The sequence below is a fragment of the Pedobacter sp. genome (genome assembly GCF_965227205.1).
Taxonomy (GTDB): Bacteria; Bacteroidota; Bacteroidia; order Sphingobacteriales; family Sphingobacteriaceae; genus Pedobacter.
On record NZ_OZ245727.1, the window covers coordinates 4,501,822 to 4,514,913 of the forward strand.

The 13,092-nt window shown below is 34.9% G+C and carries 9 protein-coding genes; 2 read left to right on the plus strand and 7 right to left on the minus strand.

Going from position 1 to position 13,092, the window contains the following annotated elements:
• Positions 1 to 108: 108 nt before the first annotated feature.
• The gene (locus ACO05K_RS19535; RefSeq protein WP_421946075.1) at positions 109 to 606 is read left to right on the plus strand and encodes a type I restriction endonuclease; all 498 of its coding nucleotides are present in this window, start codon (positions 109 to 111) and stop codon (positions 604 to 606) included.
• 77 nt (positions 607 to 683) lie between these two features.
• On the opposite strand, the gene htpG is transcribed toward ACO05K_RS19535, so the two are convergent.
• The 6 genes from htpG to ACO05K_RS19565 form a co-directional block, all read right to left on the minus strand.
• The gene (gene htpG / locus ACO05K_RS19540) at positions 684 to 2,570 is read right to left on the minus strand and encodes a molecular chaperone HtpG (protein WP_421946076.1); all 1,887 of its coding nucleotides are present in this window, start codon (positions 2,568 to 2,570) and stop codon (positions 684 to 686) included.
• 463 nt (positions 2,571 to 3,033) lie between these two features.
• Positions 3,034 to 3,423 (minus strand): response regulator, encoded by a 390-nt coding sequence (locus ACO05K_RS19545; RefSeq protein ID WP_421946077.1) that lies wholly within the window; start codon positions 3,421 to 3,423, stop codon positions 3,034 to 3,036.
• Positions 3,424 to 3,515: 92 nt separating this feature from the next.
• Entirely contained in the window at positions 3,516 to 4,379 is an 864-nt protein-coding gene (locus tag ACO05K_RS19550; RefSeq protein WP_421946078.1) for an N-acetylglucosamine kinase, read from the minus strand.
• Between the two features lie 17 nt (positions 4,380 to 4,396).
• Positions 4,397 to 5,707 (minus strand): TolC family protein, encoded by a 1,311-nt coding sequence (locus ACO05K_RS19555; RefSeq protein WP_421946079.1) that lies wholly within the window; start codon positions 5,705 to 5,707, stop codon positions 4,397 to 4,399.
• A gap of 5 nt (positions 5,708 to 5,712) precedes the next feature.
• The gene (locus ACO05K_RS19560) at positions 5,713 to 8,826 is read right to left on the minus strand and encodes an efflux RND transporter permease subunit (protein ID WP_421946080.1); all 3,114 of its coding nucleotides are present in this window, start codon (positions 8,824 to 8,826) and stop codon (positions 5,713 to 5,715) included.
• Positions 8,827 to 8,828: 2 nt separating this feature from the next.
• Complete coding sequence (locus ACO05K_RS19565) at positions 8,829 to 9,920, minus strand: efflux RND transporter periplasmic adaptor subunit (RefSeq protein WP_421946081.1); 1,092 nt, start codon at positions 9,918 to 9,920, stop codon at positions 8,829 to 8,831.
• Positions 9,921 to 10,287: 367 nt separating this feature from the next.
• On the opposite strand from ACO05K_RS19565, the gene ACO05K_RS19570 reads away from it, so the two are divergent.
• A complete protein-coding gene (locus ACO05K_RS19570) occupies positions 10,288 to 12,117 on the plus strand; it encodes a M61 family metallopeptidase (protein ID WP_421946082.1) in 1,830 nt (609 codons plus the stop codon).
• 399 nt (positions 12,118 to 12,516) lie between these two features.
• Here the strand turns inward: ACO05K_RS19570 and ACO05K_RS19575 are convergent, their stop codons facing one another.
• Positions 12,517 to 12,984: a hypothetical protein gene (locus ACO05K_RS19575; protein WP_421946083.1), complete on the minus strand. Its 468-nt coding sequence runs from the start codon at positions 12,982 to 12,984 to the stop codon at positions 12,517 to 12,519.
• Positions 12,985 to 13,092: the final 108 nt, after the last annotated feature.

Below are 13,092 nucleotides of genomic sequence, written 5' to 3' on the forward strand. Positions count from 1 at the left end.
TCCCTTGTTCTGTATAGCCTGTAGAAATTTTAGTTTTTAAGGCCATACAAACTTGGGGAATTAATGCAAAGAAAGAAGAAATACATAGAATCTAAAAAAAATTTTATCATGGAACTTAAAGACGAAATTGGTGAATTTGCTGTAAGAATCAAGAAAATGCTTCCTCAAGTTCAAACTGAAGATTTGACTAGAAATGCATTGGTTATGCCATTTATTCAAATTTTGGGTTATGATGTTTTTAATCCCTCAGAGGTTCAATCTGAAGCGGTTGCTGATTTTGGAGTGAAGAAAAGTAAAAAGGTTGATTATACGATAATGAAAGATGGTGAACCAACTATTTTGGTTGAGTGCAAACACCATGCTGATAATTTGGATATCAACGATTCTCGTCTATCTAAATATTTCCGTAAAACAAAAGCTAAATATGGCTTACTTACAAATGGTTTAGATTATCGTTTTTACACCGAAAAAATGGTAAAAAGCAAAAAAAATCATGAGCCTTTGTTCGAATTTAACATCAAAGACATGAAAGCTGCAACAATTGCGAAACTGTTGGAAGAGCATAAAGATTACTTCAACGTAAACAAAGAAAATATTGCTGTATAGCAAAAAAGCCCTGAATTTTTCAGGGCTTTTCGTATTATAATAAAAGGAGAAACGGTTAACGTTTCTCCTTTTTTATGTTAAATTAATTCTACACTTCTGCTAACAAATGCAGTTAATTCTGCACCGGTTAACATCCCTTGCGCTAATAAAGCCAAATCTACTGCTTGTTTAGCTAAGTTGCTCTGCTCTTCGCCTTCAGCTTTTAAAATTTTGCTTACCAATTTATGGTTTCCGTTAATAGCAACTTTGTAGCTGTCTGGCATTTGGCCATAAAAGCCCATTCCGCCACCCATTGCAGCCATATCTTTCATTCTGCGCATAAACTCATCCATCGTAATGGTTACAGGCAATTCATCAGGATTTAAAGCTACAACTTCAACCTGCATACCAGCTTTTGTAATTGCTTTTTCGAAAATTGTTGTAACTTCTTTAACCTGGTCTTCGCTTAAAACATGCTCATTAACCTCATCTTTTTCAATTAACTTATCAGCTACGCTAGAATCAACACGTTTTATAGATGTTTTTTCTAATTTTTGCTCTAATTGTTGAATGAAATGATTGTCAATCGGAGAATCTAAAACCAATACATCGTAATCTTTTTTATTTGCAGAATGTATAAAAGCATCTTGTTTCGAAGCATCGTTAGAGTACAAATAAACTACCGTTCCATTTTTATCTGTCTGTAATGGCGCAACTTTATCCTTGTATTCGGTTAAAGTAAAAAGCTCATTTTTAGTATTACCAACTAGAGCAAAATCTTTCGCTTTATCGTAAAACTTTTCTTCGCTAATCATACCATATTTAACAAAAAGACCAATGTCTTTCCATTTATCTTCGAAAGATTTACGGTCTTTAGCAAAAAGTTCAGCTAATTTATCAGCAACTTTTTTAGTGATGTAATTGTTGATTTTCTTAACGTTACTATCAGCTTGCAAGAAACTACGAGATACGTTTAACGGAATATCCGGCGAATCGATTACACCATGTAACAACATTAAAAATTCTGGAACAATGTCTTTCACCTCATCGGTAATAAAAACCTGACGAGAATACAACTTGATTTTATTGCGTTGCATTTCGAAGTCGTTTTTCAACTTAGGGAAATACAATACACCTGTTAAATTAAATGGATAATCAACATTTAAATGAATCCAAAATAATGGTTCTTCGCTAAATGGATATAATTCACGGTAGAAGTTTAAATAATCCTCATCTGACAAATCTGCAGGAGCTTTCGTCCAAATCGGATTAGTTGTGTTGATGATGTTATCAACCTCTACATCGTTGTATTTTGCTTTACCTTCTTCGTCAACGCCATCCTCAACAGATTCTGTTTTGGTACCAAACTTAATTGGAACTGGTAAGAATTTAGCGTATTTATCTAAAATTTCCTGAAGCTTCGATTCTTCTAAAAATTCTTCAGAATCTTTATTAACATGAAGAATAATATCAGTACCACGAGTAGTTTTTGTACCTTCAGTAATTTCGAATTCAGTACTACCATCGCAAACCCAACGGGCAGGTTCTGCACCATCCTGATACGATAAAGTTTGAATTTCTACTAAATCAGCAACCATAAATGCTGAGTAAAAACCTAAACCGAATTTACCGATAATTTCGTTTGCATCTTTTGCATCCTTAAACTTTTCTACAAACTCACTGGCGCCAGAAAATGCAACCTGGTTAATGTATTTTTTAATTTCTTCGGCAGTCATACCCAAACCATTATCGCTAATGGTAATGGTTTTTGCCTCTTTATCAACGGCAACTTGTACCAAAGGCTGGCCAACTTCGCCATTAAACTGGCCTAATGAACCTAGTCTTTTAATCTTCTGAACGGCATCAACTGCGTTAGAAACCAACTCACGAAGAAAAATTTCGTTATCTGAGTATAAAAACTTCTTAATTATTGGGAAAATATTTTCGGTATGTATCGAGATATTTCCTTTTTCTTGAATGCTCATATGTAAATAAATTGTTTAATCTATCCCGAACCTATCAAGGCTTGTTCCAAATCAGTTTATTTGCCAAATTGACAGAGAGATAAGAATGAGAAATTTTAATTTTTGGAAAGCAATACCTGCTTTTCAATTAATGTTAGTCCCGCTTTACACTATAGCCCCGGGAAAATCGAGGGCTGCCGTTTCAATCGGGTTTAATAACTTCTTCAGAAATTCTTAGTGGGAACATAACCACCTCTTGCCCCTCCTAAATTAGGAGTGGAGTTGTGTCTGCTGTTACTAATTGTTGTGGTTTTAAAGTTTGAGGCTTCAAACTAAGCCTACTTTTGCCTCGGTTTTGTAGTTGTTCTAACAAAAAGTATTTCCACTTCAATCGGGTTTAAATGGGGGATTTATTGCAAATTTCAAAAAATCAAAAGCAAAAAAAAGCCGGCATAAATCCGGCATCACTTATTTTTGGGTTATTTTAATTCATCAAATAAGTTTCATCCTGTTCTAAAGATAGAATTTTACTTATTTTCTTTAATAGCACATCCATTTGAAAAGGTTTCGATAAGAAATCGTCTTGTCCGTAATTCAAGGTTGTAAAATCTTTCGGGTCATATAATCCCGAAATAAGAAGAATTGGAATTTTCGAAGTGCTATCAATTGATTTTAATTGTTCGCACAACACACGTCCATCAATGTGGCCGAGTGAAATATCCAATAATATTAAATCGGGTTTAAAACTTTCAATTCTGTTAAAAACTTCTTCACCATCAAGTAGTGCCGAAACCTTGAATCCACCTATTTCTAATATTAATTGTATGGTTTCTAAAACCTCAACGTCATCGTCAACTACTAGTATTCTCTTCATGTTATTCTTGCATTAGATGCTTTTGTAATTATAACAAAATGTTGGTTGTTATGTTTACAATCTTTTAAGATTTAGTTAATATCCAAAAACAGTTAATTTACCTCTTTAATTATTCCTTCTTTATTCAAAATATAATTAAAAAGGTCTTCAATTGGTTTTTGTAAAATTTTGCCTGTTTCAATTCCGTTTTCAGCAAGCACACTTTTTAATGTGTTTTGATAATAATAGGCAATTGAACCTACGAAGTGGCATGGGAGAGATTTATAGTTGGGATAATCTTTTACGTTTGTATCAACAAATTCCTGAAAACCTTTTCTCAAAATCTCCTGAATAAAAGGATGTTCCTGATTATCGGCCATGAATCTGCTAAAGCCTGCTAAATAAATATTAGCAAATGGTTTTTGATAAATATTAGTTATTATTTGTTCTTTCTCCACCGGAAAAGCTTTTTCAAACTCAGCTTGTAAATCAGAAGGCATTTTTTTGTACAGATAGCTTAATAATACCTTTTTACCAAAGAAAGTGCCCGAGCCTTCATCACCTAAAACATAACCTAAACCATGATGCCCATCGTGGATTTTTTTGCCATCGAAATAACAAATGTTAGAACCTGTTCCTAAAATGCAATTTAAACCTTCCGTATCGCCACAGGTTGCATATACAGAACCTAATAAATCGTGTTCTACAGAAATAAAAGCATTTTTAAAGATTGCTGACAAGCCATTTGAAACAACTTCATGTTTATCTGGTGAAGAACAACCTGCACCAAAGAAATAAATTTCGCTTACACTATCAACTAATGGTGCAATCACCTCATTTTTTGAAATGATGGTTGTTATTTCCTGCTCATTCAAAAAATATGGATTAATGCCTTGAGTATTAAATTTAATAATCTCACCATTAGAATAACCCATCCAATCTGTTTTTGATGAGCCGCTGTCTGCAACAAGTATCATGGCAATAAATATAAAAATTAATTAGTTAAATCTATATTCCCGGTTATCTCTTTTAAAATGGTTTCGGCAATTTTTGCCTGATATTCCATCTCAATGAATCGATTTTGTGCATCAATTGAATTTCTCTGGGCTTCTCTTAATTCGAGTGGTGGAATGCTGCCAAGCTTGTATTTCGCTAATGTAATTTCAAGATTTTCTTTAGCAATGTCAACATTTTTCTGCTCCAGCTTAACCAAATCCAAATATGTTGTGTAATTCTGGTAAGCAGTTAGTAATTGAGAACTAACATCAAGTTTGGTTTTGCTTAAATTAAGTGTAGAGTTTTCTATTTCAATCTTAGCATTCCTTTCTTGCTGACGTTGTAAGAAACCGTTGAAAACATTTAAACTAGCCGTTACTCCATACGTAAAACCATTGGCTGCAAACTTCTGGTTAAATCCGGTCGGGCTGGTACTATTTGTTCGGCTATATCCCGAATTTAAACTCACCATCGGATATCTTGCACCTTTAATTGATTTTAAATTCAACGATGCAACTCTTTGGTTAATAAATGCATTCTGAACATTTGGATTTTGCTTTTCAGCAAGTTCTGCTAATTTACTATACACCAAACTTTGGTCAACGTTTACATCATTATCTGCTGTAAAGGTTAAATTTACATTTCTAACCATAATTTGGTTTAGCCTAACTTTTGCCACCTGCAAAGCATTTAGCTGCTGTAAATAATTAGAAGTATCTGCATTGTAATCAACCTGTGCGGTAAGTACATCCAATTTAGAACCTCTTCCTAGCTGAAGTTTTGTTTTAGCAATCTGCTCACGAAATACCGATACATCAATTGCGCTATCTGCAGCAATTACAAGCTTTTGCTGTCTCACAACGTCATAATACGCCGTTATAACATCAGCAATTGTTGTTAGTATTGTTAACCGGGCATTCAATTCGCCTTGTTTTTGAAGCTCTTTTAGTCTGTCGTAGTTGGCAAACATTGTAAAACCATCAAATACGGTCCAGTTTAAATCAGCCCCCAAATCATTGTTTGTACTTCTGGCTCCTGTAATTACTCTGTCTGGTCCGGTTGCAGGCGTTTGACGGGTATTTTGGATACTTCCGCCATTAGCATAAGTTGCTGTTACGTTGGGTAACATACCTGCATTGCCAATATTGGCATTGTTTTTTGCAATATTTATATTGTTCTTACTAATTTTAATATCGTAATTATTTTGCATCGCAATGGTAATTGCATCTTGCAAAGTGAGCCTTTCTTGCGCATTAGCGAAAGAGAAAATGCTTAATAACAACACAAATAGATTTATCTTTTTAATCATCTTATTTATTTTGATGCTGCCTCCAAAGCTTCATGTTCAAAACGTTCTGCTTCTTTTAAATCTTTGTTAGGTTTGTAAGGTTTCGCCCAGTAAGAATATATCGCCGGGATAACGAACAAGGTTAAAACCAATGAGAACATCGTTCCACCCACAATTACAGTACCCATACTCATTCTACTTTTCGCAGCTGCACCCAATGCCATTGCAATTGGTAATGCGCCTATGGCGATGGCCAAACTCGTCATTAAAATGGGACGTAAACGAGAAACGGATGCTTCACGAATAGCTTCCGGAATCGGAATGCCTCTTTCTTTTAATTGATTGGCAAATTCAACAATTAAAATACCGTTCTTGGTTACAAGTCCGATTAGCATAATGGTTCCAATCTGGCTGAAAATATTCCAGCTTTGTCCGCACAACCAAAGGGATAAAAATGCGCCTGCAACAGCCATAGGAACTGTTAGGATTATGATTACAGGGTCTTTAAAGCTCTCAAACTGAGCAGAAAGAATTAAATAAACTAGTAGTAATGCCAAACCAAATGCAAAAAACGTATTTGATGAACTTTCTTTAAAATCACGAGATTCACCACTTAAATCGGTAGAAAATGTTTCATCCAATACTTTTGCAGCGATTTCATCCATAGCATCGATACCTTCTCCAATACTTTTTCCAGGAGCTAAACCAGCAGAAACGGTTGCCGAAATGAAACGATTATTTCTATACAATTGCGGCGGACTGCTTTCTTCTTTTGCAGTTACCAAATTATCTAGTTGTATAAGTTCACCTTTATCGTTTCTAACGTAAACCGAACTTAAATCTAACGGGTCTTTTCTATCGGCTCTATCAAACTGACCAATAACCTGATATTGCTTTCCATTCATAAAAAAGTATGAAAAACGTTGTCCGCTTAAGCCAAGATTTAAAGTTTGCGCAATGGCAGAAATGGAAACACCAAGGTTTTTGGCTTTATCTCTATCAATTGTTAAATTAATTTCGGGTTTATTGAATTTTAAGTTTACATCTGATACTGTAAAAGTTGGATTTTTAGCCACCTCATCCATAAACAATGGCACTTTTTCACGAAGTTTTTCAAAGTTTTGTGCCTGGATGATGTAGCTTACCGGTAAACCTCCACGTCTGCCAACCGAAATTGTTGGTTGTTGATTTACAATCGTTTTACCTTCACTATATTTTTTAGTGATTTTAGTAAGCATATCCGCAATTTCCTTCTGCGTTTTGGCTCTATCACCCGGATCTACTAAACCCATTCTAACAAACCCCGAGTTTGTAGAACCTGCACCACCGAAACCAGGGGAAGTAATGGTAATGTTTACGTTTTTCTCCGGGACAGAATCAATTACCATCTGATTAATCTTCATAATGAATTTATCAGTGTAAGTAAAAGATGAACCTTCAGGCGTAGTTACGTTTATATTTATGGCGCTTCTATCATCATAGGGTGCAGTTTCTTTCGGTAAAACTTTCCAGAATAGGAAAATCATTCCCATACAAACCAAAATAATTGGAATGGCAAGCCACCTTTTATCAAGAAATTTATTCAGGTTCGATTCATAAGAATCATTCAGTTTTACAAAGTATGGTTCGGTCCAATTGTAAAATTTAGATGGTTTATGCCCACCTTTTTTCATAAGGTAAGCATTAAGCATCGGAGTTAAGGTTAGCGATACAAATGCAGAAACTAAAACTGCTGCTCCAATTACAACACCAAACTCTCGAAATAGCCTTCCAACAAATCCTTGTAAGAAAATTACCGGAAGGAATACCGCTGCAAGTGTGATAGAGATGGAAATTACGGCAAAGAAAATTTCGTTTGAACCTTTAATTGCAGCTTCAAAAGGCGACATGCCTTCTTCAACTTTCTTAAAAATATTCTCTGTAACTACAATACCATCATCAACCACCAAACCTGTTGCTAAAACAATTGCAAGTAAACTCAGTACGTTTATCGAAAATCCGAAAGCGTACATGATAAAAAAAGTAAAAATTAAGGAAACCGGAATATCAATTAATGGTCTGAATGCTATGCCCCAATCCCTAAAGAACAAGTAAATAATTAATATTACGAGTACTAACGATAAACCAATGGTTTCTGCTACTTCTGTTACCGAACGTTTAATAAAAAGCGTTGTATCAAGTGCAACTTTAAGTTTAATATCTTGCGGAATATCTGCTTTTAGTTTATCAAAGCGTTTGTAAAATTCTTTACTAATATCTAAATAATTTGCTCCTGGTTGAGGAATAATTGCCACGGCCACCATTGGTTTACCAGATTCGCGAAGAATGGTTTCTTCATTTTCCGGACCTAAAACTGCGTATCCAACATCTTTAAGTTTTACAACCTGATTGCTATCTGATTTTAAGATTAGATTGTTAAACTGATCTTCGTTAACGAGTTTTCCTAAGGTTTTAACTGTTAATTCTGTAGTTGCACCTGTAATTTTTCCTGATGGTAATTCTACGTTTTCGTTATCTAATGCAGTAACAATATCTTGCGAGGTTAAACCATAAGCGCTAAGCTTGTTTGGGTCCATCCAAATACGCATTGCATATTTTCTTTGCCCTTGTATTTGCACACTACTTACACCTGGGATGGTTTGGATCCTATCTGCAATAACGTTTTCTGCAAAGTCACTCAGTTCTAAAGTATTTCTCTTATCACTTTGGATGGTCATTGATAAAATCGGATCGGAGTTGGCATCAGCCTTACTCACTATAGGCAATCCATCAATATCTCTTGGTAAATTTCTCGCCGCCTGAGAAACTTTATCACGAACATCATTTGTAGCCTCTTCAATATTTTTATCGAGGTTAAACTCAACAGTAATGTTACTCGTTCCCTGATTACTTGAAGATGAAATATTACGGATACCATCAATCGAGTTTATCGATTTCTCTAATGGCTCGGTAATTTGCGATTCAATAATATCAGAGTTAGCTCCAGGATATGAAGTTCTAACCGAAACTACAGTTGGATCGATAGAAGGATATTCTCTAACACCCAAAAAGTTGTAGCCAATTACCCCAAAAAGGACAATCAACAGGTTCATTACTATCGCCAGAACTGGCCTTTTTATACTCGTGGTCGAAATGCTCATACTTATTCTTTAGTCAGATGAACTTTAACCGGTGAACCTTTCTTTAAAGACATAGAACCAGTTGTTAAAACGGTATCTCCGGCTTTTAATCCCGAAGTAATTACAATGTTTTCATCTGTTCTTGTTCCGGCTTCTACACTAACTTCTTCAGCTTTACCATTTTTTTGTACATAAACAATTTTGCCTTTTAAAACTGGAATTATTGCTTCATTGGGTACAAGGATAGCATCTTGTAAGGTACTTAAAGCCAATTTTATTTTTGCAAAAGCACCCGGAAGTAGTTTGTTTTCGTTGTTTTGCGCTAAAGCTCTGATTTGTAAAGTTCTCGTTGCTGCATTGATGCCGGGCTCAACCGCGTAAATTTTTCCAATATTTAATTTTGATGAACCATCAGTAGTAAATAAAATTTCGCCACCCATTTTTATCTGACTTGCATATTTTTCCGGTACTGAGAAAGTAACCTTAACCGGATTTGTACTTACTAGATTTGCAATTACAGTTGCTGGTGTTAAATAAGTGCCCGATGAAATACTTCTTAAACCAACTCTTCCGCTAAATGGAGCTCTAATTGTTGTTTTAGCCAGTTGTGCACGAATTAATTGCGATTGCGCTTGTAAAGATTTTAGATCTGCCAAAGAAGTATCATATTCTTCCTGACTGATTGCTCCTTTTTCCAACAGTTGTTTGGCTCTATTTTCGTTAGTGGCTGATAGTTTTTGCTTGGTTAAAGCTTCTTGCAATTGCGCCTGAATGTCTCTGTCGTTTATTTTTACTAAAACACTTCCTTTTGAAACATTTGCACCTTCATTAAAATATATTCCTGTAACTAAGCCAGAAACCTCACTTTTTAATACTACTGATTCATTTGCTTCAATTGCTCCGGTAACTTCTAAATCACTGTCAAACTTTGAAGGTTTAACAATAATACCTTCTACAGCCATTGGTGGTGCAGAATTACCATCCTTGCCGCCTTTACCTGGAGCAGATGTAGCTCCGCCTTTTCCTTCTAATTTTTTGTTAGCATTAATTCGATAATAAACCAGGTAAGCTAAACCTAGTGCTAAAATGGCGTAAAAAATATACCTTTTCTTCATGTTCGTTTGTGTTGTGCTTTCTGATATTGTAGTTAAGTTATGGTAATTCAGAAAGCAGAGCGTAAAAATATCTAATTAGTTCTTGGTAAAAATGTTGTATTAAGGATGTTACAGCAGCATTGTATCAATGTATAAATCATCTAAATATTATCTTGGTTAGTTTTATTGTTTTAATAATCGGAAAGATTTCTATCGTTTTAGCCATTTCTATTTAATAACCGACAGCAGTTTGTCTTTTAGGTTTAAACGATCACAGCTTTTTTACATCAGTAGTTTTAAACTAAACAACAATTATTTTACTCCAGTATTTATAATTTAATTTTAATCCATGCGCATAAAATATAAATTTGCGACAAAACAAATCAATATGTTTATTAAAAAGTCAATTTTAAATTTAGTTTTAATACTAACAGCTGTTATGGGGGCGAAGGCGCAGGTAAAAATAGGTTTTGAGGTTTCCTTTAAAGAACCACAAGCACATTATGCTGAAGTTCAAATGAATATTTCGGGTTTAGCAAAAGATTACGTTGATGTTAAAATGCCGGTGTGGACTCCAGGCTCTTATTTGGTTCGCGAATTTGAAAAAAGTGTAGAAGGATTTACAGCATCAGCTTCTGGTAAAACCTTAAAAGTTCAAAAGGTTAGAAAAAATATCTGGAGGGTTTATTCTGCTAAAGCAAATAACATCAAAATAAACTATCGTGTTTATGCTTTTGAAATTTCCGTTCGTACACCTTTTATTGATGAATCTCATGCATTCTTATCTCCAACGGGAATTTTTATGCATCCAGAGGGGATGATTAAATCGCCAAGTACAGTAAGAATTATTCCTTTTAATGCCTGGAGTAAAGTTTCTACCGGTTTAACGCCTGTTGCTGGTCAACAATTTACTTATTTGGCACCAGATTTCGATTGGTTGTATGATAGCCCTATCGAAGTTGGTAACCAAGATACATTCGAATTTATGGCATCTGGAGTTCGTCACGAGGTTGCGATGTATGGTGGTGGTAACTATGATAAAGAGAAACTGAAAGTTGATATGGCTAAAATTGTAGAGCAAGCTACTGCAGTCTATGGCGAAAATCCTAATAAATACTATTTGTTTATTGTTCATAATTTTAACCGTGGTGGCGGTGGTTTAGAGCATCTAAATTCTACAACTTTAGGTGCAACAAGAAATGCATATAATACAGCAGCTGGTTATAAAGGCTTTTTAAGCTTGGTTGCGCATGAGTATCACCATTTATGGAATGTTAAACGCTTGCGTCCGGTAGCTTTAGGTCCGTTTGATTATGATAATGAAAACTATACTACTAACCTTTGGGTTGCAGAAGGTTTTACTTCGTATTACGAAAATAAATACATTTTGAGAGCAGGTTTTGATGATGCAAACGGATTTGTAAATGGTTTGGCTGCTGCAACGGCTACAGTTTTAAATACACCAGGTGCAAAAGTTCAATCTGCAGCTTCATCAAGTTACGATGCATGGATTATCGGCTATCGCCCGAATGAAAATTCAAAAAACAATTCAATTTCTTATTACAGCAAAGGAGAGGTAATTGGAATTTTAATGGATTTGGAAATTATCAATGCTACAAAAGGGGCTAAAAGTTTAGATGATGTAATGAAAGCGATGTACCTACAGTGCAAAACTTTAAAAAGAGGTTATACTGATGCTGAATTTAAAGCCATGGTTGAGAAAATCTCTGGCATCAGTTTTACTAATTTTTGGGAGAAATATGTTAATGGTGTTATAGATGCCGAATATGTAAAATATTTCGGCTACGCCGGAGTAAATGTTTCTACTGAAAATGCTACCCCTGATAAACCTGTTACAGGCGCTGCAGCACAATTAACTAATGATGGCTTAGCAATTACAAGTACTGTAAGAGGTTCAGCGGCATGGGAATCGGGATTAAATGTAAATGATGTAATTATCTCGCTGGATGACGTTACGGTTAGTGATGCCTTGTCGAATATTAAATTACGTACACCGGCTGTTTCTTTAGAATCTCTTCCAATTGTTTCTAAAAAGAATATTGGCGATGTTTTAAAACTTAAAGTTAAGCGTGATGGAATTGAGAAAGAGATTTCTCTAACGTTGAAAGCTAATCCAAGCGTACGCTTAAAAGCAACTATTGATGAGCATGCAACGGCGGCTCAGAAAGTAGTGCTTAAAAAATGGATGGGCATATAAAAATATAGAATTTAGGTTTCGTTAATCTAAATAGTTATGAAAAAGGCATCGGTACTAAATGTATTGATGCCTTTTTAGTATATATTTTTTTTATTTGCTTTATATCTATTCTTAAATGAAACTGAATAACATAAAGAATGGATTATAAAAGATTTGTTTTTTAGTTTGTTTTGCTTCTGGAAAATTCTGAAAATTTAGCGATGCTTTCCAAACTCTTTCCCGAAGGCTTCCCGAACACTTCTCGAAGGAAACCCGATGCTTTCCCGAAGAGTTCCCGAACAACTGCCGAAGCCTAAGCGTGTAAATCAATTCATATACTATCTCATTTCTCTAATCTGGCAAAAAAAAATCCTGATAGGAATTTCCTAACAGGATTTTTTAAAGGTTAATCTTTCTACCTTAAAAAGTGTATCTAAAGCCTAAGCCAAATCTGCCTGCACTAAAATCACTTCCACCATCACCTAAATAAAGTCTAGGTCTCCAATCTAAAGCGATTGCTAAAGGTGCTCCGTTAATTTTATAATCAAGACCAGCTTGAGGTACCAAGTAGAAACTAGAACCTCCATCATATAGTTGAATTGATGGACCACCACCTGCATAGAAATCAAGTCCACTAGCGCCTTTAATTGGCGTATTGTATTGAAGAAAAGCTTGAATGAATGTTGAGTTTCCACCAAATAAAACTTCGCCCTGTAGTGCAGCACTTCTGCTAAAATGGTGTCTTAACGAAGGACCAACCAATGTTGCGCCATCACCGAAATCGATACCTAAACCTACACCAGTTTTGTAATTTTGAGCTTTTACATCAGTTGAAGTGAAAGCAAAGAGTGCAGCGCATCCTAATAAAGTAAAGAATAATTTTTTCATAATAAGAGAATTATAATGTTTTTTTAAAGTAACATCAGCCTAACAACTTTAATGCCGTTTATGTTTTTTAGGTAAAAATTTTAATAGATAAAAACAATGCTTGCATAG

Coding starts and splice junctions, on each gene's coding strand:
- ACO05K_RS19535 (WP_421946075.1), top strand. CDS start 109: ATGGAACTTAAAGACGAAATTGGTGAATTTGCTGTAAGAATCAAGAAA.
- ACO05K_RS19575 (WP_421946083.1), bottom strand. CDS start 12,984: ATGAAAAAATTATTCTTTACTTTATTAGGATGCGCTGCACTCTTTGCT.
- ACO05K_RS19565 (WP_421946081.1), bottom strand. CDS start 9,920: ATGAAGAAAAGGTATATTTTTTACGCCATTTTAGCACTAGGTTTAGCT.
- ACO05K_RS19545 (WP_421946077.1), bottom strand. CDS start 3,423: ATGAAGAGAATACTAGTAGTTGACGATGACGTTGAGGTTTTAGAAACC.
- ACO05K_RS19560 (WP_421946080.1), bottom strand. CDS start 8,826: ATGAGCATTTCGACCACGAGTATAAAAAGGCCAGTTCTGGCGATAGTA.
- ACO05K_RS19550 (WP_421946078.1), bottom strand. CDS start 4,379: ATGATACTTGTTGCAGACAGCGGCTCATCAAAAACAGATTGGATGGGT.
- ACO05K_RS19555 (WP_421946079.1), bottom strand. CDS start 5,707: ATGATTAAAAAGATAAATCTATTTGTGTTGTTATTAAGCATTTTCTCT.
- ACO05K_RS19570 (WP_421946082.1), top strand. CDS start 10,288: ATGTTTATTAAAAAGTCAATTTTAAATTTAGTTTTAATACTAACAGCT.
- htpG (WP_421946076.1), bottom strand. CDS start 2,570: ATGAGCATTCAAGAAAAAGGAAATATCTCGATACATACCGAAAATATT.